Source organism: Proteus vulgaris (genome assembly GCF_016239305.1).
Taxonomy (GTDB): Bacteria; Pseudomonadota; Gammaproteobacteria; order Enterobacterales; family Enterobacteriaceae; genus Proteus; species Proteus vulgaris_C.
On the sequence record NZ_JAEHOQ010000038.1, the window covers coordinates 1 to 22,636 of the forward strand.

The following is a 22,636-nucleotide window of genomic DNA, read 5'->3' on the forward strand; positions in this document are numbered from 1 at the left end:
GCATAAATTAAATTAAACATATTTGTTTTTAAACGTGATTTAACAGTAAAAAATAGAGAAGAAATAAGTAGTTATTCTTATTTATACTGGTAATGTATTTACAGTTCATTTTTTTACGAGCGCTTATCAAAAAAATAACCCCCTTTAAATACAAGTAGTTACATAAGAATAATCTAATTTTGATGCAACATGGAATATTAATAGAATATTTAAAGTGAAATTTAATTATATATAGAGAATTAAAAATATAAATACGCCTAATCACTCCAGATGCGTGTGAAAATAAAAAGCATTATATTTTTTTATTTATTTGCGAATGTTATGAAAAAACATAAGGCAGGATTTTTAAATTTTATCCAATAAAAAACGGGCTTTGTTTAATTACAAAGCCCGCCAAGAAAATTCAAAACAATAATTTTAGATCAATTCAATGAGTTAATAATTAACCTAATGTACTTGGTACAAGAATTTCAGTCGCAACAATAACAATAACTAGTCCGACTAATACTGGTACAGAAACACGCTTCATCACTTCAAACGGTGAAATTTTTGCCATACCTGATACCGCAACAACAACACCAGAAACAGGTGATAATGTACGGCCTAAGTTTGAAGCTTGTAACATAGGAATAGTTAAATAAGCTGGGTTAACACCCATATTGCTTGCTAAACGAGGGATTAATTCAACGAAAGCATAGAATGGTGCGTTCCCTGATCCTGTTGTCATCGCCGCTAACATCGTAATTAATACCAGGGCAATCATCATCACAATAGCACCTGAGCCTAATGACTGAGCGCCTTCAATTAAGGCATTAATAAAGCCAACGGTTGTTAAGCCTTGAGCAAATACTCCTGCAGCGACTAATAACATAACAACTTGAGCAAATGCATCTGCCATACCGCGGTAAGCAACTTCTAAACCTTCAAAAACTTGTTTGGCACTGAAGCTGCGAATAAATTCGATAATAGCCGCTAAAATCATACAGATGATAATAATGGCAACGATATGAAGCTCTGGTAACCATTTACCATCAAAAACTAAAACACCAATGATTGGCGTAAAAGGTAAAATAGCATAGAAACTTGGGGCGTGAGTTTTGATTTCATTCACGTCTAACATTTCAGTTTCAATGTGCTCTTTGCGGTCAAGGTAACGTTGCCAGAAGAAGTGCGCAATACACATACCAATAATTGCAGCAATAGAGATAGGTAATGTAGTTTTAAATGCGAAATCAATCAGTGGCATTTGAGATGCTTCAGCGGCTAAAATAACATCACCCGATGTTGGCGCTAAAATAATAGAGGCTGGGGATGCACAAATTGCAGCTGCGGCACCGCGACTAATTCCCATATTCACCATAACTGGAAATAGAGTTGCCATTAACAACACCCCTAAACCTGTTGCTGATGAAACAGCCAGTGACATCAAACATGCAACAATATAAGCCGCAACCATCAGCAGATAAGGTGAGTTGATCATTTTCAGCGGGCGTGATGCTAATTTAACAACAACATCGTTGGCACCAATATGCGTCATATAAGCGGCAAAGCCACACAGTATCATGATCATCATACCTAAATCGCCACCACGGCTCATTAGTAGATTTTTCACATACTCAACAATATCAATTAAGCCGTAGCCTGTTGCAGTCGCACTTGGAGGTAAAACAGCCCTTCCCATAATAACGCTGATGATCAGTAATAACAGACCACCTGTCATTAAAACACCGGTTGGTGAATAGCCTTTTACAATATAACGTCCAACGCCTACAGCAACTAAGGCGCCGATAAGAATTTCAATCATTTATTTATCCTGTCTAAAGTAATCATTTATAAAATGAAGTTTTTTATTTTTATCATCATTTTTGCGTTTAGTGCGATTGACACACTCTGCCCAAAGGCAACGTTGCAGTGTATGACATATATCAAAAAAAACGACTATTTTTTTGCATAGCTATAGCACGAATGCTTACTTTTCATTCAAAACATAAATTAAATGATAGATATAAAGCAAAAAGCACACAATTATCAAATTTGTGTGCTTTTATTAAGAGTGTGATGAAGTTAAAAATCGTGAAATTAAATTTTCTTCAATAGCTGATTAAGTGCTTTTGCTTCTGGGCTTTCAGCATCTTGTTTATTCAGCCAATTATCGATGGCTTGTTTCGCTTTTTGCTGTAATTGATCACGCAATAATTTTTCAACATTGAGCTCATATTGCACTGCATTCCAATCCCCATAAAGCCTTAATGGAATATCAATTTTAGCCAGTTGGCGAATAAATTCATTTTCTTTACCCCACCCTTTTTTAATATTAACCAGTAGTGTTACATCAAGATCATGACGTTGAAGGTTAACTTTACCCTGCCCTTTAATTTGATAAGCATCAGCTTGAGCATCAAGGGAATTAACCGTTAATTGTCCTTTGGGTGTTAATTTAAATTGGGCAATAACATTATCTGCTTGAGTGTAACTTTCGATATCCTCAGGATAAATCACTTTATCTGTCGCTTGAGCAATAGATTGCTGAATAACCTGTGGCACATTTAAGCCCTGCATCTTAAATTGAGTTAATGAGGTATTCAGTGTGCCCTGCCAGTAATGATAAAAGGCTTTTCGGTTATATCCCGTACCTTCGGCATTTCCTTTGGCTGAAATTAATCCACTGAAATTTTCAGGCTGATTAAACGCACGCAATAGAGGTTGTAACGGAATATTATTCATTGTGATATCCATACTAATATGTGCTGGCACAATACTTGTAGAAATCACGGTAGGAAGTGAAAAATCACCCTGAAGAATTTTTCCTGTTAAGGTTTGAATATTCAGTGAGTTAGGGTTATTTAGTGCATCAAGCTTAAAATTATTAATTTCTAAATCTTTATAAAGGAGCTTATTTAGTGCTAATTTCAGCGTAAATTCAAGATCACCCCAGTGTGTTAAATCATATTCTTTATTTTCAATAGTTACTGAAGTAATAATTGGCTTGGCCATAATCGTGGCATTTGTTGCTGGAGCAGCGTGCGCAGTATTAAATAATGAAAATGATAATGGTGCCTTATTATCTTTAGGAGGCAATAATGCAGTTTCAGTTGTTTTAGTCGCAGCTAACTCTGGTAACAACGTATTTAAATTTAATTTTTCACCTTTTAAATCAACATAATAACGTGTTTTACTCGCAAAATCAGCACTAACATTGCCTTGTAATTGACTGTCATTAGCAGTGAAATTTAGGTTATTAAATGAAATTTTTCTCGTACCCTCATTTTGGATCATAAAATCTGAGGTTAAACTTCCTGTTATGCCATTTTCAGGGATTTCTACTCCGGATAATGCATAATCTAACTGTGTGATCGAACCGTTGATTTGGTAAGGGTAGCTGTTCATATCAGCATTAGCGACAACATTTAGTGTGATCTCACGACGATCACGATTTACTTTCGTACTCATCTCTAGATTAATTTGCTTTTTATCATCTGTTTTCAACGATAAATTAATATCACGCAAATTAAGTTGCTCGCCATCTTTCATTTGCCAAATGATTAAGCTGTCTGAAATTTTGACTTTGGCAATATTTAACTGCCAATTATTCGCTCTTGTTTCAATCACAGGGTGAGAAACATCTTTAGGTGTAGAAGGAGAAACTATTTTAGGAATAGCCTTGCTTTCAGGTGTTTGACGGACTATGGCACCTTTAAGCATGACTTCTTTTACTTCAAGTTGATGAGAGAGAAGCGGTAATAACTCAACATCCAGACGCATATTATCCGCAGTAATTAAAGGCATTTCAGCACCAGGTGCTGTCAATGACATTTTACCACTGATAATGCTCAGTTTTGGCCAAACATGCCAACGCATATCATCTTGTAATGTGAGTTTATAACCGCTTTGTTTTTCAACTCTTTCAACAAGATATCCACGGAAATCATTCGGGTTAATGAGTAAAACTAATGCTGTTAAGCCTGCCAAAATAACCACAAGCAAAATAGCCAGTGTTGTCAAAAACCTTTTCATATAATTACCCGTTTAGTGAAATCTGATAATGATGATTATAAAGATAGTTAATCTTCACTAATTCGACTACCTACCGCACCTTGTTGATTTTTATATTTAGCATCTTGACGACGATTATAAGGTCTATCCGCGGGGCCAGACATAGGTTCAAAACTTAATGCGCCAATTACCATGCCCGGTCTTAATGCAAGAGGTAGTTTACCTGAATTAAAGAATTCTAATACGATTTGCCCATGCCAACCAGGATCAATACGATGTGCAGTAACGTGCACCATCAAACCTAAGCGTGCTAATGATGAGCGTCCATCTAACCATCCCACCACATTATCAGGTAATGTGACTGATTCTAGTGTCACTGCCAATGCTAATTCACCAGGATGTAAGTAAAATGCTTCACCTTCAGGTAAAACAATTTCATCACTCATCACACGTTCTAATGCAGCATTCACTTCAGCTTTTGGGCCACTCAGATCAATATAAGCGGCAGTATGTCCTTGAAAAACGCGGAACTGGTTTCCTAAGCGAACATCTGCTGTTGCGCCGTTAATTCGCTCGATAGGCGGGCGAGGCTCAATGACTAACTTACCTTCATCCAGCCACTGAATAATATCACGGTCGCATAATCGCATTTTATTTCCTTCTTCAAGTTAATTAGGCAGTTTCATCATGCATGAAAGCTGCCCATAAATGAACCTATTATTCGCAGAACTGTCCAATTTTTGCTTTCAGAATATCAATCGCAACGCGGTTTTTACCCCCTCTTGGCACAATAATATCGGCATATTGTTTAGAAGGTTCAATAAACTGGAAGAACATCGGACGAACAGTTTTATTATATTGTTCAATGACTGAGTCTAGGCTACGTCCACGTTCATTTACATCACGTTTAATTCTACGCATTAAGCAAATATCTAACGGCGTATCAACAAAGATAGAGAAATCCATCTCTTCACGCAGGCGCTTATCTGTTAATAACAAGATACCTTCAATAATAATAACTTTTTTAGGCTTAAAAGGGATGGATTCGGTTTTGCGTGTGTGAGCAACGTAGTCATACTGAGGGAGTTCGATGGCATTTCCTGCTTTTAGTTCACACAAATGCTGGTATAAAAGTGCATGATCCATCGAATTAGGGTGGTCATAATTGACCTTATATCGTTCTTCCATCGTTAAATCACTTTGGTCACGATAATAACAATCTTCTGGTATCACACCGATATTATGATCACCTACTTGCGCTCTTAATTCACGGTAAAGCGTACTTGCAATAAGACTTTTACCCGAAGCAGAAGCTCCAGCGATACCTACAATTGTGCACTGATGTGCTGTGTCAGCCATAATCAAAAACCTGGTTTGAAATAAAAAGAGGGATAACGTAATAATATGTAAATATTACGCTAGCGCAGATTATAGTTTTGAAATCACTCTGGTTCCAGCGTAAAACCAGAAATCTATTTGTTTTTTATCAAAAACAGCCGGAAATCACATGTAAAAAATGGAAAGCCAAATGACTCTCCATTTAAATCAGCAAATAATTTCAGACATTATTCTACTGCGATTACACTGCGCGGAAAGAAATTTCCGTTGGAATTGCATCACCATCCCAATACATTTGAGCAGAAACGGTTGACGCTATCTCGCGATAAATATCAGCAAACTCACCTTCAGGATCACGCATCACTGTTGGCTGTCCACGGTCTAAGTCTTCACGTAACGAGATATGAAGAGGAACTTGACCTAATAATTGACAATGATATTTCTCTGCCAATTTCGCCGCACCACCTGTGCCAAATATAGGTTCAAGGTGACCACAGTTACTACAAATATGCGCACTCATGTTTTCAATAATGCCTAATACAGGCACATTGACTTTCTTAAACATGACAATTCCTTTCATTGCATCCACCAGCGCAATATCTTGTGGTGTTGTTACCACAACCGCTGCGGTTACAGGGATATTTTGGGATAAGGTTAATTGAATATCACCTGTTCCCGGTGGCATATCGATAACGAGATAATCTAAGTCAGGCCATAACGTATCTTGGAGCATTTGCATTAACGCCTTGCTCGCCATTGGGCCACGCCATACCATCGCATTATCATCAGTCACTAAATAACCGATAGAGTTAGACGCTAATCCATAAGCCATAATTGGCGCCATATGTTGTCCATCAGGAGACGTTGGACGCTCCATTGTGGTACCTAACATATTAGGAATAGACGGCCCATAAATATCCGCATCAAGAATACCCACTTTAGCGCCTTCTTGTGCAAGGGCTAATGCAAGGTTAACGGCTGTACTTGATTTACCTACGCCACCTTTACCAGAGCTCACAGCAAGAATATTACGCACGCCATTAACGCCAGGCAGATCATTTGCACGACGTAAGGTTGAAATATTATGCTTGAGTTTCCATTCAATCGCTTTTGCGCCTGTGATGTCACGAAGTTCAGCTGTCTTTTCTTCGATTAGCACTTGGAAAGGTTTTTTCCAAACAAATGGCATCACTAATTCGATATGAAGAACATCGTCAATCATCGCACATTGATGTAATGCTTTTAGAGAAAGCAGATTACGTTTCAATGTCGGGTGTTCAAAAGTAGACAAGACACCTGAAACTTTTTCGTTCAGAATCTCAGGGGTGGTCTGCTCGGGGGATTTATCACTCATCCCGGCTCCTCTCGTTTTCATTATTTATTAAATATATGAGTGTAGCTATCATATCAGATAGTAGATGACTACGATAATGCCTTACCTCAATTTGCCAACTGAAATTTCTCTTGCAAAAACTCCATTATTGCCCTAGCGACATCATGGCGGATCGGTTACCATCAAAGTCCCTTTTATTAATTTTATGGAAGTAAGATCCTTACTATGTCTCACGTCGCGAATAAATTATTGGTAACCTGCGCGTTACCTTATGCTAACGGTTCAATTCATCTCGGTCATATCCTTGAGCACATTCAGGCAGATATCTGGGTCCGTTATCAGCGAATGCGCGGCAAAGAAGTTCATTTCATCTGCGCTGACGATGCCCACGGCACCCCAATTATGTTGAAAGCTCAACAACTGGGTATAACTCCAGAAGCCATGATTGAAGAAATGAGCAAAGAGCATCAGCAGGATTTTGCTGGCTTCAATATCAGTTATGATAATTATCACTCTACACACAGTGAAGAAAGTCGTGAGTTATCGACAAAAATTTATCTGGCACTGAAAAAAAATGGTCACATCAAAAGCAAAACAATTTCTCAGCTTTATGATGAAGAAAAAGGCATGTTCCTACCAGACCGCTTTGTAAAAGGTACTTGCCCTAAATGTAAAGCCGAAGACCAATATGGCGATAACTGTGAAGTGTGTGGCTCCACCTACAGCCCAACAGAATTAATTAATCCACGCTCTGTTGTTTCAGGCTCAACCCCTGTAATGCGTGAAACTGAACACTACTTTTTTGACTTACCTGCATTTAGCAACATGTTACAAGCATGGATCCGTTCAGGCGCACTGCAAGAACAAGTCGCGAATAAAATGCAAGAATGGTTCGACAGTGGTTTACAGCAATGGGATATCACTCGTGATGCGCCTTATTTCGGTTTCGAAATTCCAGATGCACCGGGTAAATATTTCTATGTATGGTTAGATGCACCGATTGGCTACATGAGTTCATTCTTAAACTTATGTGAGAAACGGGGTGATTTAAGTTTTGACGAGTTTTGGAATAAAGACAGCAAAGCTGATCTTTATCACTTTATTGGTAAAGATATCGTCTATTTTCACAGCTTATTCTGGCCAGCCATGTTAGAAGGCAGTGAATATCGCAAGCCAACAAACCTGTTTGTTCATGGTTATGTCACTGTAAATGGCGCGAAGATGTCTAAATCTCGTGGCACCTTTATTACAGCTCGTGCTTATCTTGATCATTTTGATGCTGATTGCCTACGTTATTACTATGCGGCAAAACTTTCATCACGCATTGACGATATTGACCTAAACTTAGAAGACTTTGTTCAGCGCGTAAATAGCGATATCGTAAATAAAGTCGTTAACCTAGCATCACGCACCGCTGGTTTTATCAGCAAACGTTTTGATGGCAAATTAGCAGATTCTTTAGATGATGCTAAGCTTTATCAACACTTTGTTGATATGCAAGAAACTATCGCACAATCATTTGAAAATCGTGAATTTGGTAAAGCCATTCGTGAAATTATGGCATTAGCTGATGAAGCTAACCGTTATATTGACGAAAAAGCACCTTGGGTAGTAGCAAAACAAGGAGGTCAAGACGCTCAGTTACAAGCAATCTGCACCATGGGAATTAACCTGTTCCGCGTGCTGATGACCTATCTGAAACCAGTATTACCTTCACTAACAGAACGTTCAGAAGCATTTTTACAAACTCAATTAACATGGAATGCACTTGCTCAACCACTGTTAGGCCAAGAAATCACTAAATTCAAAGCACTGTTTAACCGCATTGAAATGGATAAAGCTAATGCAATGGTTGAAGCATCTAAAAGTACCATTGCACCTATAAAAGAAATCACTGGTCCATTAGCTGATTCACCGATTCAAGAAACCATCAAATTTGATGATTTTGCGAAAATTGATATGCGTATCGCTGAAATTAAACAAGCAGATTTGGTTGAAGGCTCAGACAAACTGTTGAAATTAATTTTGGACTTAGGTGGAGAAACTCGCCAAGTATTTTCCGGTATTCGTACAGCATACCCAGATCCTAAAGTGTTAGAAGGTCGCTTAACGGTAATGGTGGCAAACTTAGCTCCTCGTAAAATGCGTTTTGGTATTTCAGAAGGCATGGTAATGGCAGCAGGCCCTGGCGATAAAGATATCTTCTTACTTAGCCCAGATTCTGGTGCAAAACCGGGTCAGCAAGTGAAATAACAACCAAAATTCATTTGCCAAAAGAATAAATGGCGGGGTTCTATTAGAGCCCCGCTCTTTTTTTATTGTGATCCATAGCACACTTTCAAAATCGGTGTATGATAATTCTGTTAGTTGATTTGGGACACTTACTTATGAAATCTAAACGGGCACGATTGCAGATTACACTTTGGCATTATCTACGATCTTTTTTGCTTCTTTACCTTTGTCTTTTTGCAGGTAATCTTATTTCAGCCCTTCTACCCTTCGCAGTTCCTGGTAGTATTGTTGGCTTACTTATTCTTTTTGGTTTACTTGCTTTCCAGCTTATTCCGTTACGTTGGGTTAAACCTGGTGCCAATATCCTGCTAAAAAATATGTCATTGCTCTTTATTCCTATCGGGGTCGGTGTAATGAACTATTATGATTTACTTAGCCAGCAACTCTTCCCAATTGTTTTAGCCTGTGTTGTCAGCACCTTTGGTGTTATGGCTTTGGTCGCTTATTGCTCACATTATGTTCATCGTGAGCGCGTTATCATAGGTTCAAAACCAGACCAAGTTGAAGACATTGTGACAAAAAAAGAAAAAGATGATGACGATAATGCGTTAAGTGAGAAGAAAAAATGTTAGACATGTTGATGAATGTTTGGTGGTCACTTCCTTTAAGTATTTTTATTTTTTACTTAGCTCGTAAGCTAGCTGCCCGATTTAAATTACCTATTCTAAATCCACTTTTAATTGCAATTGTGGTCATTATTCCCATTTTATTAATAGCAAAAGTGCCTTATGAACATTATTTCGCAGGTAGTCGTATTTTAAATGATTTATTACAACCCGCGGTTGTCGCTTTAGCTATTCCTTTGTATCAACAATTGCACCAAATTCGTGCACAATGGAAATCACTGATCAGCATTTGTTTTATTGGTAGTATTGCAGCCATGGTGAGTGGTACTGCAATTGCCTTATGGGCCGGTGCAACACCCGAAATTGCCGCATCAGTCTTACCTAAATCAGTCACAACACCTATCGCGATGGCAGTCGCTGACTCCATAGGTGGTATTCCTGCAATCAGTGCTGCATGTGTTATAGCAGTAGGTATTTTAGGTGCCATTTTTGGACACACCCTATTCAAGATATTGCGTATTCCCACTCACGCCTCTCGTGGTTTAGCGATGGGAACCGTTTCTCACGCAGTGGGAACAGCAAGAGCCGCTGAAGTGGATTATATCGAAGGTGCTTACAGTTCATTGGCATTAATGACATGCGGGATTATTACCTCTTTACTTGCTCCGTTTATCTTCCCTATTATTTTGCATCTTTATAGTTGATATCTTTTTTACTCCCCATTCTTAAATCCCCGATTTAATTAAATTTATTTCGGGGATTTTCACTATAAATTTGAGATACATCTCTCAATTAATGAATTTGTTGCAATTGTTTCATTGAAAATATGATTTTCATCACATATAAGAATGGGTAAAGATGCCTAGAATCTTATAATACAAAAAGATTAATGGGAGACTCATGTATGCATACTCGTTTTCAGGCAATTTGGTCAGATTTATCTCCGCAGTTACAACACGCACTTGCTCCTTATCTTGAGCAGGATGTATTCCCTGCAATGTTCACGGCAGAACAGGTCAACGCCATAAAAACACAGTTACAATGTAATGATGATGCCTTAGCCCTTGCACTTTTACCTGTTGCCGCAGCTTGTGCTGTTGCACCTATTTCTAACTTCAAAGTAGGTGCAGTTGCTCGTGGTGAAAGTGGTAATCTCTACTTCGGTGCCAATATGGAATTTGCTGGCGCACCATTACAACAAACAGTCCATGCGGAACAAAGTGCAGTAACTCATGCATGGCTACGTGGTGAATCTCGCTTAATCTCAATCACCGTTAACTATACACCTTGTGGCCATTGTCGCCAGTTTATGAACGAACTCAACAGTGGCACTCATATTCAGATCCAATTACCTGGTAGAAAAGTGGCAACGTTGGGGGATTATTTACCTGATAGCTTTGGCCCGAAAGATCTCAATATCACCTCACTATTGATGGATAAAGTTAATCACGGATACAAAATTGATAACCCTAGTGAATTAGCACAACAGGCGCTACAAGCCACTAATCGTAGCCATGCTCCTTATAGTGAGTCTCACAGTGGAATTGCTGTTCAAATGAAAAATGGCAAAATTTTCCAAGGTAGCTATGCAGAAAATGCCGCATTTAACCCAAGCTTGCCACCATTACAAGCCGCATTGATTTTATTAAATATGGCAGGTGAGAGTGTGATGGAAATTGAATCTGCGGTCTTAATTGAAAAAGCAGAAACTATTTTAACGCAATGGGATGCAACTAAAGCCACATTAACGGCTTTAGGTTGTCGCCAGATGCAACGCATCACTTTGTAAAAAGTTTTAACTTATTCCTCTAAAAATCTCTCCTAAAAAAGCATCAGCATGTAAATTTTGCTGATGCTTACCAGAAAAAGCTGTAACAACTGTATCTATCTCTCATTTCTAAGCATAAAAATCATAAAAAAATAACATAAGCTGTACATATTTTTATTATTTTGTAGGATCTACAATTGTCATGTGACTAACTGCCTTACAAGAGTATTTTTTCATGGAACTGGAACACGAAAGTAAACGCCCTCTCTACATCCCGTATGCAGGTCCAATCCTGCTTGAATTTCCCCTGTTAAATAAAGGTAGTGCTTTCAGCGAAGAAGAACGCGGCACCTTTAACTTACATGGTTTACTGCCTGAAGCAGTTGAAACCATTGAAGAACAGGTTGAACGAGCTTATCGCCAATATCTTGATTTCAAAAACGATAACGACAAACATATTTACCTAAGAAACATCCAAGATACCAATGAAACTCTTTTTTACCGTTTATTGGAATCTCACCTTACTGAAATGATGCCAATCATTTACACACCAACAGTGGGTGAAGCTTGTGAACATTTCTCTGATATTTATCGTCGTGCTCGCGGTTTATTTATCTCTTACCCTAATCGTGCCAACATCGACGATATGCTACAAAACGCCACTAAACAGAATGTAAAAGTGATTGTTGTCACTGATGGCGAACGTATTCTTGGTCTAGGCGACCAAGGTATCGGCGGTATGGGGATTCCTATCGGTAAACTCTCTTTATATACCGCTTGTGGAGGTATCAGCCCAGCGTACACACTACCTGTTGTACTTGATGTTGGTACTAACAATCCACAACGTTTGAACGATCCACTGTATATGGGATGGCGCCATCCTCGTATTACTGGTGATGAATATAACGAGTTCGTTGATGAATTTATTCAAGCTGTTAAACGTCGCTGGCCAAATGTTTTGCTACAATTTGAAGACTTCGCACAAAAAAATGCGATGCCTTTACTAAACCGTTATCGTGATGAGTTATGTTGCTTTAACGATGATATTCAAGGCACGGCGTCTGTTACCTTAGGTAGCCTTATCGCAGCCAGCCGTGCTGCAGGTCGACAATTAAAAGACCAAACTGTCACTTTCTTAGGTGCAGGCTCTGCAGGTTGTGGTATTGCTGAGCAAATTATTGCCCAAATGAAATCTGAAGGCTTAAGTGATGAACAAGCGCGTGAGCGTATCTTCATGGTTGACCGTTTTGGCTTATTAACAGACAAACTGCCAAACTTACTTGATTTCCAAAGCAAGCTTATCCAAAAAAGTGAAACCATTGCCGATTGGGAAACAGGAAGCGATGCAATTTCGCTATTAGAAGTAGTTAAAAATGCAAAACCAACGATCCTAATTGGTGTTTCAGGACAAGCTGGGTTATTCACTGAAGAAATTATTCGTGAAATGCACAAACACTGTGAACGCCCTATCGTGATGCCATTATCTAACCCAACTTCACGCGTTGAAGCACGCCCTGAAGATATTATCAATTGGACAGATGGCCAAGCTTTAGTTGCAACTGGTAGCCCATTTGCACCTGTAAAATACAAAGATAAAGAGTATCCAATTGCACAATGCAATAACTCTTATATCTTCCCGGGTATTGGGTTAGGTGTTATTGCCTGTGGTGCTAAACGTGTGACGGATGCCATGTTAATGGTTGCAAGTCGTGCATTAGCTGATTGCTCACCAATGGCAAAAGACGGTGATGGCTCACTATTACCTTTACTATCTGATATTCAACAAGTTTCGCGTTATATTGCAAAACAAGTTGCAAAAGAAGCACAAGTTCAAGGTGTTGCTACTGTCACCTCAGATTCAGCCTTAGAAGAAGCGATTGAACGTAACTATTGGCAACCTGAATACCGTATTTACAAAAGAACGTCGTTCTAAGTCGTTTTAAATACTAAGTACCATTCTGAAAAGCGCATCATTACTTAATATGAGGCGCTTTTTTCTTGCTTCCCTATCCCGGCTCAAGTAGCCTTAAGCATTATGAAAGTCATTTGTTATTTGCGTCATTAAGGCAAGGACATGCTAAAACGCCTCATTTATCTCTTTCTCACACTTTTTTTTCTACTTGCAGTCACCTTGATTGCCTGCGATCGCTGGATCGGGTGGAAAACAAACCCTTATATCTTTGAGGATATTGATACATTACCTGCTAAAAAAGTGGGCATGGTGTTAGGTACATCAAAATACTACACCAGTGGTTACATTAACCAATTTTATCAATATCGCATTCAAGGTGCTGTTAATGCCTATAACAGTGGTAAAATTCAATATTTATTATTAAGTGGAGATAATGCAAAGCATAGTTATAATGAGCCTAATACGATGCGTAAAGATCTCATTAAAGCCGGCATTCCGGCTTCTCGTATTGTAATGGATTTTGCCGGATTCAGAACGCTTGATTCTGTTGTGCGGACAAAAGAGGTCTTTGGTACTGATGGCTTTACTATTATTACTCAACGTTTTCACTGTGAACGGGCAGTTTTTATTGCTCTCGAAAAAGGCATAGATGCGCAATGCTTTGCGGTTGCATCCCCTAAAAGCATGTTTAAGGTACGTATACGTGAGGTGTTTGCAAGAGCAGGTGCAATGATTGATGTGTATATTCTAAATCGAGAACCACGCTTTTTAGGGCCACCAGAAACAATCCCTGCGATACAATCTATTCCTGATGGCATAAAAGGATATCCCGCAGTTTCACCAGAAGAAGTTGAATCTCTTCCTCTAGGTGACAACAATCACGAGAAAATCTAAAAGAATTGCGCTAATTTAAAGGCAGATTTACGCCAAATCCACTCTATTGGGCCTTGTGGAAAATAGCGTAGCCAAATTACGGCAAAAGCAATATTAATTGTCCAAATAACCACAACAAAAGGCATCAGCTCAGGTAGAGTAAATTGGTTAAATAACCCCATCCGCTGAAATAGGATAATGCCGATAAGGCTTTGCATTAAATAGGTCGTTAGCGCCATTTTTCCTACACAACGTAAAGCATAGGCAAAATAAGAGTACCGAATTGTATTCCAACTCCAATAAAATAGCGCAATATATCCCAAGCTTTGTATAACTTGGATCAACATCGTCAAAGGTTGCGCCCAAACCGCCGCCCAGCGATAATCCCAATCCAAATAATAATCCACCAGCACAATAATCGTTTGTAAGCTTAAGCTGATTAAGAGAAAACAGAGTGCCACATAACCATAGTGTGTACGACTAAATTTCTGCTGCAACCAGCCCGATGCCATTAGCGTAGCGCCCATCAACATTGCACCAAATAAAAACCAGCTATATTGACGCACCAAATTAAAAACGAAAATGCTTAATTCATTCAAACGATAATAAACACTATTTAAATAAGGCCCTGTTTTCCAATCTGATTCAACCAGTTGGGAATATGGCGTGCTATACCAAACAGTATCAATAAAATCACGATAATAATAAAACAGCACACCTAAAATAAGTGCGCCACAAAAATAGAGTATCGCTCCCAATATAAATTGGTTCTTTATCGTTATTGATTTAATAAAAACAAAAACAAATAAGCCACACACACTATATGGAAATAAGATATCACCTTCCCAAATAAATAATGTGTGAATAATACCAATCAACGCTAACACAACTAACCGTGATAAATTAAAGCGCGTTCCTTTGCGTAGTAGCAAGTAAAGCGTACCACCAAATAGTAACGCAAAAATAAAGAGGAACTTGCCTTGGGCAAAAAGGTTTAATGCCATCCATGTTATACGATCACCAAAAGAGGCTTCCCCCGAATGCAACGGATTAAATGAAGCCACTCTTAATAAAGCAAAACCTGAAATATTGAGCAATAAAATGCCAAGGATCGCCGTTCCTCTCAACGCATCAAGTGCTTCGATACGTTGATGAGACGATTCATTCATTTATTTGAAATCTCAAAGGTGACGAACAGCGCGTAAAAATTCCTGACGCGTATTTTGACTCGATTTAAATAACCCACCTAACGAGGTTGTTGTGGTTGCACTCGTTGCATCTCGAATACCCCTGGCTTTAACACAGTAATGAACCGCGTCAATAGAAACAGCCACATTTTTTGTACCTAACAACGTTTGTAATGCGATAAGAATTTGCTGGGTTAAACGTTCTTGAACTTGAGGACGTTGAGCAAAGAATTGCACAATACGATTAATTTTTGATAAACCAATCACTTTATCTTTTGGAATATAAGCCACAATCGCCTTGCCATCAATGGTAACAAAGTGATGTTCACAAGTACTGGTTAATGTGATATCTCGTACTGTCACCATTTCATCAACTTGCATTTTATTTTCAATTAGCGTGATTTTTGGGAAGTTGTGATAATCCAGTCCTGAAAAAATTTCATCAACATACATTTTAGCAATACGACGAGGCGTTTCAGCTAAACTATCGTCGCTTAAATCCAGATTTAACAGCTTCATCACTTCTGTCATATGATGTTCAATTTGCTGTTTACTCTCACTTGGAGATAGCTTTGATTCACGAAGAGGCGTTTCCAAACCGCGTTCAACTAACGCGGTGTGCACCCATTGCGCCTCTTTACTTAATGATGACATTGGACTCTCCGATAAACACATTAATGAAGTATCTGTTTCGCCGTCAGCGACAACAGCCTACACTTTAGATGACCTGAATCACATTATCCAGCGATACCGCATTTTTCGTTATGAAATTATTGCATTTTTGTATGAACTATTTTTAGATTAAGCCTGTTTTTTTTCTTTTAAACACACCAGAAAACCACCGATTATCAACACAATAAAAGCGACATAAAGTGCGGGTTCTAATTTCCCAGTTAATGCCGTTGAGAGCGAAGAAATAACGGGACCAACTAATTGCCCAATAGCATAAAAAGTCGTGAGTAAACCCGCTATATAACGCCCATGATCAGGTGCTAATTCTCTACCTCGTAAAAAAGCAAGTTGTACCGCACACATCAAACCACCACCAATTAGAAAAGCACCTATCGCAAGTCCTGTTATAGTCGGGATCCACTCTGCAATCAAAATACCTAATGCTTGTAACCAGAGCGTAATAGCTAAGCGTAACTGCGTGTTTAATGCATTACGTGTTAAAATGGCAATTCCGATACATAATGCAGCAGAAGCACCAAAAACAGGCCAAACAAATTGTGCGATTAAGCTACCCGGAAAGCGTTCTGCCGCCATTTGAGAAAGAAATGTGGCCGGTAAAATATAACCAAAGCCCGCAAAGGTATAACCCCAGATCAACTTTTTCATCGCTGGTGTCAGTGTTAAAGGTGCGACTTTTACGTCTTCTCGGCTCATTGCCCAAGGTTTAGGAAGATGATAACTCACATATATTGCACAAATAAAAGCAAGCGAACCATAAATAAGCCAGCCAGTCATCGCATTCATTTGCCATTTCATGATTAATACAGCAAGTATACCGCTAATAAATATACCTACTCCTGTTCCAGCATAAACAGCAACGCTTAATGCAGGACGATTAAGGCGAGCCAATAATTCATTGGCCCATGACGCTACCAGCACCAACGTCCAACCACTTGCCCAACCGATAAAAAAGCGAGCAATACTGTGTGTAAATGCATCATTTAAAAAAGCAGACAACAGAGTGATTGTCACTGCCCCCCAAAGTCCCGCCCACAAGCGATATCCCACACCTCTAATAGCTTTCATTGCATCATAGGAGCCAGCAAGATAACCAAGATAATTAAATGCAGCGACAATACCGGCACTTGTTAGCGTCAATTGATATTCCGCAATCATCAACGGCACTTGTGGTGTAAAGGTAAAACGCCCTATTCCCATTGCAACAACTAAAGCAAGAAAACCACTAAACGCGATATGAAAAGCCTGCGCTGAATGACTTTGGCGATTTGAAGTATTCATTGATATCCATTATTTTATCGTTTTATACATTTTAAATGTGCTGTTCATTAATAACAGAACAAGCAACATATTAATTCCAGACAGTTAACATTTTTGCAATAAGACGTTTCATTTCTTTCTAGTCACAAGATGATCTCTGACATGATGATGTTCATCGTGATAGATTAGTATCATGAAATAAAATAGAACATTTCGATAGATCTTGGAGTATATGATGAGTCAATGTCACGTTAGCGGTTTATTATCTCTTGATGAAGCGCTAGAAAAACTACTTGAAAAACCGCTGGCAATTACCGATACCCTTAACATCCCATTAAATAATGCAGCTGATTATATTTTAAGTGAAGAGCTTACCTCTCCACTCAATGTTCCGCCTTTTGATAATTCGGCAATGGATGGTTACGGACTTCGTTACGCTGACTTAGAAGCCCAAACTCCACTTCCAGTGGCAGGAAAATCGTTCGCTGGTATTCCTTTTGAAGATGAACTTCCTGCAAGGCAATGTGTACGCATTATGACAGGAGCAATGATCCCTGCAGGTGTTGATACCGTCATTATGCAAGAAGAAGCTGAAGTGACTGAACATGGTGTTCGTTTTTCACAGCCTGCTAAGAAAGGTCAGAATATTCGCCGTATTGGTGAGGATATTAAAGAAAATGACATTGTATTACCTGCTGGCACTAAGCTTTCAACAGCACAATTACCATTAATCGCCTCTTTAGGGATCGCTACTGTACAAGTTTATCGACGCTTAAAAGTTGCCGTTTTCTCAACAGGTGATGAATTACAAACCATCGGTCAGCCATTAAAAGCCGGTCAAATTTATGATACCAACCGTTTTGCTGTGCGCTTAATGCTTGAAAAATTAGGTTGTGAAGTTTTAGATTTAGGTGTTATTCCTGACTCACCTGAAAAACTCCGTGAGACCTTTAAAAGAGCAGATCAAGAAGCAGATTTAGTGATCAGCAGTGGCGGTGTTTCTGTAGGTGAAGCAGATTATACCAAACAAATTCTTGATGAAATTGGTGAGATTGGTTTTTGGAAATTAGCCATTAAACCGGGAAAACCTTTTGCCTTTGGTCGATTACACAATGCATGGTTCTGCGGTTTACCAGGTAATCCTGTCTCTGCAACTGTCACATTTTACCAATTGGTTCAGCCTTTGATCGCACGTTTGTCGGGCTTTAGTCATTGGAAAGCGCCACAACGTTTCCAAGCCATAGCCCAATCACCCTTGAAAAAATCAGTAGGCCGTCTTGATTTTCAACGTGGTATCGCAAGTATTAATGCAGAAGGTGTGTGGCAAGTAGACACTTCTGGTCATCAAGGTTCACACGTTTATAGCTCCTTTAGTATCGCTAACTGCTTTATCGTCTTAGAACGTGAACGCGGTAAAGTGGCCGCGGGTGAAACAGTGACCATTGAGCTATTTAATTCTCTGTTAAAAAGCGAATAGTTTTTATGAGTATCGAATTAACCGATGAAGAAACACTGCGCTACAATCGCCAGATTGTATTAAGGGGTTTTGATTTTGATGGTCAAGAGGCGCTGAAAAGTGCCTCTGTATTGATTGTTGGCGCAGGTGGCTTAGGATGTAGTGCTTCGCAATATCTTACAGCTGCAGGTGTAGGAAAACTTACATTATTAGATTTTGATACAGTTTCCCTTTCTAATCTTCAGCGTCAAATTCTTCATCGCGACGCCTCGATTGGTCAACCTAAAGTACTATCTGCAAAGGCAACGTTAGAAGCAATTAATCCTCATGTCATAATAGAAACTGTTGATGCATTACTTGAAGATGAGGCTTTAGCTAAACTTATTAGCCAACATAATATCGTAATGGACTGTACGGATAATGTAGCAATACGCGAGCAACTTAATCGCCTCTGCTTTCATCAGAAAAAACCGCTAGTATCTGGTGCAGCTATTCGTATGGAAGGTCAAATCAGTGTATTCACTTACCAAGATGATGAGCCTTGTTATCGTTGTCTGAGCCATCTTTTTGGCAATAACGCTTTAAGTTGTGTTGAAGCTGGCATAATGGCACCTGTCGTGGGTACCATTGGCACATTACAAGCCGTTGAAGCAATAAAGTTACTCACTGGTTACGGTGAAAACTTGCATGGCAAAGTATTAATGTTTGACGCAATGCGAATGCAATTTCGTGAATTCAAATTACTTAAAAATCCACATTGCGAAGTATGCTCTGCCAATTTACCAGACAACTAACCGCTTTCTATCCTAGATAAGGTAAGTCTAACGTCTTTAAACTTACCTTATCGCCTCTCAAAAATAGAGGTATTAATCTGTTTTTTAAGCATTTTAATCGCCCTCTAAGTCATATTTCTCGTTAATTCGATGTAACAAGCTTGTAGTATTCACTCTGATTTAATTCTACTATGACCGCCCGCGTCAAAACGCAACAGGATGCCCTATAAGCAGAATAATCATTTAAGCACGCATTTTATGTGCTAAAAAAGCAATACAAGGTAGAAGAATGACATTTCAAATTGCAGACACTCTCTATTACAACGGACTTATTTATACCGCTGATCATAATAACAATATTGTTGATGCTATCGCGATCAGCCAAGGTGTAATTATTGCTTCGGGTAAAAAAGAGGAGTTACTTTCTTACTGTAATGAAGACACTGAGCAGATTGATTTACAGAGAAGAATGGTCATGCCGGGCATTATTGATGCGCATATGCACCCATTTTGGGGAGGTGCAACGTTAGCAGGTTGCCATCTGGATTATCAATCACTCTCTATCGATGACATTTTATCGCGTATTCAAAAATACCTTGATGAGAATTTTATTGATAATGATACCGAATGGCTAAAAGTCTCTGCATGGTATCGTGAAGGCATGCAACCGGAAGGCGTGCAAATGACACGTTATCACCTTGATACCTTAAATACGACTCGCCCTATTTTGCTCTTTTCTAGCGATTGCCATAGTGTTCTTGCTAATTCTCGGGCTTTAGAACTATTAAATATCACGGCAGAAACACCCGATCCTCCAGATGGAAATATTGAACGTGATGGTGATAGAACACCTATAGGTATTCTTGAAGATGCACCCGCAATGCAAGCCATAGATAGCTTGCCACCACTCACTGAAGCACAAAACCTACAAATCGCCCGTCATGTTCAAAAACTATTAAATGAACAAGGTGTAACCACTATTATGGATGCTCGTGTGGGTGAGCCTCAATTACGCGCCTTTAATACATTAAGAAAAGCAGGCGAGCTGACTCTTCGCGTAGAGAATGCCGTTGAAATCACGCCGGATGATGTACCTTGTATTGAAGATATTCCAAACGCTGTACTCCATGCTGCCACTCGTTTTTCACAATGGCATCAAATCAGCGAAAATGCTCAACCTAGTGTTGCAATCCGCCATATTAAACTTTTCCTTGATGGTGTATTGCAAGCGCCGATTATGACTGCACGTTTACATGCACCATATCGCATCAATGTGGGCACCGATGACACGCCACACTGGCAAGATTCTGATCATATTGGCGATCTCTATTTTCCACCTGAAATTTTAACGCCGCTAGTCACCGAAATTGCCCATGCTGGTTATCACCCTCATATTCATACTGTTGCTGAAGGTGCAATTAGTACGGCTCTTGATGCCATTAGTGCAATGCGTGAAGCCTTACCTGAAAAAGACATTAGACCGGGGCTTGCCCATAATGAATTGATGTGTGAACAAGATTACGCTCGTTTTACACAACTAAAAACCTACCCTTTCCTCTCCTTCCAATGGGCTGCTGTAGATCAGAGCAATATCGAGAAAGACATTGAAATGCTTGGTAAATCTCGCTGTGATTACTTGGAAACGGCAGGGAAGTTTATTGATACGGGTGTAACTGTAGCTTTTGGTAGCGACTGGCCGATAGATCCATTTAATGAATGGTACGATTTTAAAGTTGCGATGACTCGCCAAAAAGATGCAACAAGTCCACGCCTTGATAACGATCGCAATCTTACATTAGTTGAAGTCTTACGCGCAGCCACCATTAATGCAGCAGAAGCTTTGGATATGGATACTCAAATTGGATCATTAGAAGTCGGAAAATTTGCCGATTTTATTGTATTAGATAGAAACCTGTTTGAAATATCGGCAGAAGATGTTGAAAATGTCAGGGTATTGTGTACGATCATTGCGGGGAAACCCACAATTTAGCTGAATAATATAATTAATAAACCCGCTTAATACGCGGGTTTATTTTTATCTATGCACTTAATTCTATGAAAATTAATGTAAATTTAGTCTGCTATAAAGCAATTCCCATCACTGTGCTCACTTCTTTTAATCCTTCACGTTCGTAAAAACGTTTTGCCGCACCATTTTCAGCTAATACAGATAACTCAAGATGTGTCATTTTTTCTGATTTTGCCCACTCTTTCATTGCTGTTAGCAATAAACGACCGACACCTTGGCTACGTATCGTAGGATCAGTAACAATATCGTAAATATAAGCATATTTACGCTGAACTAAACAGTTAAACAGAGGGGTTTCTTGAATTTGTGCAATACTAAATCCAATTACTTTGCCATCTAAATCTGCGACCAAAAGATGAAATTTATTATTTTTTATTCCATTAATAATAAAAGCTTCATCTTGCTTACCCGGCTTTAATCGATCGGGTTGTAAATTAGCCATTTCATTAAATAAATGGGTGTAAAGAGTATTAATTTCTTCTACATCAGACAAAATTGCTTTTCTTATTATTATCATTTTTTACCTTTATTTGTTGTAGGTTTTTACTGGAGGTGCAATATATGTTTCAAATTTATCTAATAATTGAATAGGACATTGTTCTACAATTGCCATATTACGGTATTTTTCATGTAAGAATTGTTCGTCCGCCATTTTATCAATCATCATTAATAATGGTGAATAAAACTGATTGATATTAAGTATACCCAATGGTTTTTGATGCAAACCAATTTGGCTCCATGTAAAGACTTCACTAAACTCCTCTAATGTACCAAAACCACCAGGTAAAGCGACAAAACCTTCAGCTAATTCAATCATTTTACTTTTACGCTGATGCATTGTTTCAACAACATGTAGCTCGGTCAGCTTTTTATGTGAAATTTCACGCCCTTCTAATAGCGTAGGAATAACGCCAACCACCTTTCCGCCTTCAGCTAATACTGTATCGGCGAGTGTGCCCATAATACCGACACTTGCACCACCATAAATTAAGGTAATATTACGTTTAACCAGCTCTTTGGCAAAAATAATGGCCTGTTCTTTATAAATAGGCGAAGCCCCTAAACTAGAACCACAATAGACCGCGATAGATTTTATTTTATTCATTTTTTATTCTCATTTTGCTAGTTAAAACGAATTTTGAATTATACTTAAGCTTACTTTAATA

General features: G+C 38.8%; 19 protein-coding genes. 9 read left to right on the plus strand and 10 right to left on the minus strand.

Annotation, left to right across the window (positions count from 1 at the left end; translation table 11 throughout):
* Positions 1-442: 442 nt before the first annotated feature.
* The 5 genes from dcuC to apbC all read right to left on the minus strand — a co-directional run bounded on the left by dcuC (position 443) and on the right by apbC (position 6,685).
* The gene (dcuC, locus tag JEP40_RS18200) at positions 443-1,804 is read right to left on the minus strand and encodes an anaerobic C4-dicarboxylate transporter DcuC (protein WP_198624687.1); all 1,362 of its coding nucleotides are present in this window, start codon (positions 1,802-1,804) and stop codon (positions 443-445) included.
* A gap of 275 nt (positions 1,805-2,079) precedes the next feature.
* Positions 2,080-4,014, minus strand: a complete 1,935-nt coding sequence (gene asmA, locus JEP40_RS18205) for an outer membrane assembly protein AsmA (protein WP_198624688.1) — start codon at positions 4,012-4,014, stop codon at positions 2,080-2,082.
* 47 nt (positions 4,015-4,061) lie between these two features.
* A complete protein-coding gene (gene dcd, locus JEP40_RS18210) occupies positions 4,062-4,643 on the minus strand; it encodes a dCTP deaminase (RefSeq protein WP_198624689.1) in 582 nt (193 codons plus the stop codon).
* A 67-nt stretch (positions 4,644-4,710) separates the two neighbouring features.
* On the minus strand, positions 4,711-5,352 hold the full coding sequence (gene udk / locus JEP40_RS18215; RefSeq protein ID WP_036938247.1) for a uridine kinase: 642 nt from the start codon (positions 5,350-5,352) through the stop codon (positions 4,711-4,713).
* A gap of 220 nt (positions 5,353-5,572) precedes the next feature.
* The gene (gene apbC, locus JEP40_RS18220; RefSeq protein ID WP_109409724.1) at positions 5,573-6,685 is read right to left on the minus strand and encodes an iron-sulfur cluster carrier protein ApbC; all 1,113 of its coding nucleotides are present in this window, start codon (positions 6,683-6,685) and stop codon (positions 5,573-5,575) included.
* A 204-nt stretch (positions 6,686-6,889) separates the two neighbouring features.
* Here apbC and metG point away from each other — a divergent pair, with 204 nt between their 5' ends.
* The 6 genes from metG (at position 6,890) to sanA (ending at position 14,096) form a co-directional block, all read left to right on the plus strand.
* Positions 6,890-8,917, plus strand: coding sequence for a methionine--tRNA ligase (gene metG, locus JEP40_RS18225; RefSeq protein WP_198624690.1), 2,028 nt, complete (start codon positions 6,890-6,892; stop codon positions 8,915-8,917).
* A 134-nt stretch (positions 8,918-9,051) separates the two neighbouring features.
* Positions 9,052-9,528, plus strand: a complete 477-nt coding sequence (locus tag JEP40_RS18230) for a CidA/LrgA family protein (RefSeq protein WP_198624691.1) — start codon at positions 9,052-9,054, stop codon at positions 9,526-9,528.
* 2 nt (positions 9,529-9,530) lie between these two features.
* Entirely contained in the window at positions 9,531-10,226 is a 696-nt protein-coding gene (locus JEP40_RS18235; protein ID WP_198624703.1) for a CidB/LrgB family autolysis modulator, read from the plus strand.
* Positions 10,227-10,426: 200 nt separating this feature from the next.
* Positions 10,427-11,311 carry a cytidine deaminase gene (gene cdd / locus JEP40_RS18240; protein WP_198624692.1) on the plus strand — a complete coding sequence of 295 codons (885 nt, stop codon included), beginning with the start codon at positions 10,427-10,429 and terminating at the stop codon, positions 11,309-11,311.
* Positions 11,312-11,525: 214 nt separating this feature from the next.
* Positions 11,526-13,223, plus strand: a complete 1,698-nt coding sequence (locus tag JEP40_RS18245) for an NAD-dependent malic enzyme (protein WP_198624693.1) — start codon at positions 11,526-11,528, stop codon at positions 13,221-13,223.
* Positions 13,224-13,364: 141 nt separating this feature from the next.
* A complete protein-coding gene (sanA, locus tag JEP40_RS18250; RefSeq protein ID WP_198624694.1) occupies positions 13,365-14,096 on the plus strand; it encodes an outer membrane permeability protein SanA in 732 nt (243 codons plus the stop codon).
* On the opposite strand, the gene yeiB is transcribed toward sanA, so the two are convergent.
* The 3 genes from yeiB to JEP40_RS18265 all read right to left on the minus strand — a co-directional run bounded on the left by yeiB (position 14,093) and on the right by JEP40_RS18265 (position 17,233).
* A complete protein-coding gene (gene yeiB / locus JEP40_RS18255) occupies positions 14,093-15,244 on the minus strand; it encodes a DUF418 domain-containing protein YeiB (RefSeq protein ID WP_198624695.1) in 1,152 nt (383 codons plus the stop codon). The two genes, sanA and yeiB, sit on opposite strands and share 4 nt — an antisense overlap.
* Positions 15,245-15,256: 12 nt before the next feature.
* Positions 15,257-15,916 carry a GTP cyclohydrolase I FolE gene (gene folE, locus JEP40_RS18260; protein WP_198624696.1) on the minus strand — a complete coding sequence of 220 codons (660 nt, stop codon included), beginning with the start codon at positions 15,914-15,916 and terminating at the stop codon, positions 15,257-15,259.
* A 147-nt stretch (positions 15,917-16,063) separates the two neighbouring features.
* Positions 16,064-17,233, minus strand: coding sequence for a YbfB/YjiJ family MFS transporter (locus JEP40_RS18265; protein WP_198624697.1), 1,170 nt, complete (start codon positions 17,231-17,233; stop codon positions 16,064-16,066).
* 214 nt (positions 17,234-17,447) lie between these two features.
* On the opposite strand from JEP40_RS18265, the gene moeA reads away from it, so the two are divergent.
* The 3 genes from moeA (at position 17,448) to JEP40_RS18280 (ending at position 21,431) form a co-directional block, all read left to right on the plus strand.
* Positions 17,448-18,689 carry a molybdopterin molybdotransferase MoeA gene (moeA, locus tag JEP40_RS18270; RefSeq protein ID WP_198624698.1) on the plus strand — a complete coding sequence of 414 codons (1,242 nt, stop codon included), beginning with the start codon at positions 17,448-17,450 and terminating at the stop codon, positions 18,687-18,689.
* A 5-nt stretch (positions 18,690-18,694) separates the two neighbouring features.
* The gene (gene moeB / locus JEP40_RS18275) at positions 18,695-19,462 is read left to right on the plus strand and encodes a molybdopterin-synthase adenylyltransferase MoeB (RefSeq protein WP_198624699.1); all 768 of its coding nucleotides are present in this window, start codon (positions 18,695-18,697) and stop codon (positions 19,460-19,462) included.
* Positions 19,463-19,730: 268 nt separating this feature from the next.
* Positions 19,731-21,431: an amidohydrolase gene (locus JEP40_RS18280; protein WP_198624700.1), complete on the plus strand. Its 1,701-nt coding sequence runs from the start codon at positions 19,731-19,733 to the stop codon at positions 21,429-21,431.
* Positions 21,432-21,522: 91 nt separating this feature from the next.
* Here JEP40_RS18280 and JEP40_RS18285 read toward each other — a convergent pair whose 3' ends face one another.
* Together JEP40_RS18285 and JEP40_RS18290 are read right to left on the minus strand one after the other, a co-directional pair.
* Positions 21,523-21,987 (minus strand): GNAT family N-acetyltransferase, encoded by a 465-nt coding sequence (locus JEP40_RS18285; RefSeq protein ID WP_198624701.1) that lies wholly within the window; start codon positions 21,985-21,987, stop codon positions 21,523-21,525.
* Positions 21,988-21,996: 9 nt separating this feature from the next.
* Complete coding sequence (locus JEP40_RS18290) at positions 21,997-22,575, minus strand: TIGR00730 family Rossman fold protein (protein ID WP_198624702.1); 579 nt, start codon at positions 22,573-22,575, stop codon at positions 21,997-21,999.
* Between the last annotated feature and the right edge of the window lie 61 nt (positions 22,576-22,636).

Excerpts from the sequence above, each read along its gene's own strand:
- dcuC (WP_198624687.1), bottom strand. The coding sequence starts at position 1,804 with ATGATTGAAATTCTTATCGGCGCCTTAGTTGCTGTAGGCGTTGGACGT.
- asmA (WP_198624688.1), bottom strand. The coding sequence starts at position 4,014 with ATGAAAAGGTTTTTGACAACACTGGCTATTTTGCTTGTGGTTATTTTG.
- dcd (WP_198624689.1), bottom strand. The coding sequence starts at position 4,643 with ATGCGATTATGCGACCGTGATATTATTCAGTGGCTGGATGAAGGTAAG.
- udk (WP_036938247.1), bottom strand. The coding sequence starts at position 5,352 with ATGGCTGACACAGCACATCAGTGCACAATTGTAGGTATCGCTGGAGCT.
- apbC (WP_109409724.1), bottom strand. The coding sequence starts at position 6,685 with ATGAGTGATAAATCCCCCGAGCAGACCACCCCTGAGATTCTGAACGAA.
- metG (WP_198624690.1), top strand. The coding sequence starts at position 6,890 with ATGTCTCACGTCGCGAATAAATTATTGGTAACCTGCGCGTTACCTTAT.
- JEP40_RS18230 (WP_198624691.1), top strand. The coding sequence starts at position 9,052 with ATGAAATCTAAACGGGCACGATTGCAGATTACACTTTGGCATTATCTA.
- JEP40_RS18235 (WP_198624703.1), top strand. The coding sequence starts at position 9,531 with ATGTTGATGAATGTTTGGTGGTCACTTCCTTTAAGTATTTTTATTTTT.
- cdd (WP_198624692.1), top strand. The coding sequence starts at position 10,427 with ATGCATACTCGTTTTCAGGCAATTTGGTCAGATTTATCTCCGCAGTTA.
- JEP40_RS18245 (WP_198624693.1), top strand. The coding sequence starts at position 11,526 with ATGGAACTGGAACACGAAAGTAAACGCCCTCTCTACATCCCGTATGCA.
- sanA (WP_198624694.1), top strand. The coding sequence starts at position 13,365 with ATGCTAAAACGCCTCATTTATCTCTTTCTCACACTTTTTTTTCTACTT.
- yeiB (WP_198624695.1), bottom strand. The coding sequence starts at position 15,244 with ATGAATGAATCGTCTCATCAACGTATCGAAGCACTTGATGCGTTGAGA.
- folE (WP_198624696.1), bottom strand. The coding sequence starts at position 15,916 with ATGTCATCATTAAGTAAAGAGGCGCAATGGGTGCACACCGCGTTAGTT.
- JEP40_RS18265 (WP_198624697.1), bottom strand. The coding sequence starts at position 17,233 with ATGAATACTTCAAATCGCCAAAGTCATTCAGCGCAGGCTTTTCATATC.
- moeA (WP_198624698.1), top strand. The coding sequence starts at position 17,448 with ATGAGTCAATGTCACGTTAGCGGTTTATTATCTCTTGATGAAGCGCTA.
- moeB (WP_198624699.1), top strand. The coding sequence starts at position 18,695 with ATGAGTATCGAATTAACCGATGAAGAAACACTGCGCTACAATCGCCAG.
- JEP40_RS18280 (WP_198624700.1), top strand. The coding sequence starts at position 19,731 with ATGACATTTCAAATTGCAGACACTCTCTATTACAACGGACTTATTTAT.
- JEP40_RS18285 (WP_198624701.1), bottom strand. The coding sequence starts at position 21,987 with ATGATAATAATAAGAAAAGCAATTTTGTCTGATGTAGAAGAAATTAAT.
- JEP40_RS18290 (WP_198624702.1), bottom strand. The coding sequence starts at position 22,575 with ATGAATAAAATAAAATCTATCGCGGTCTATTGTGGTTCTAGTTTAGGG.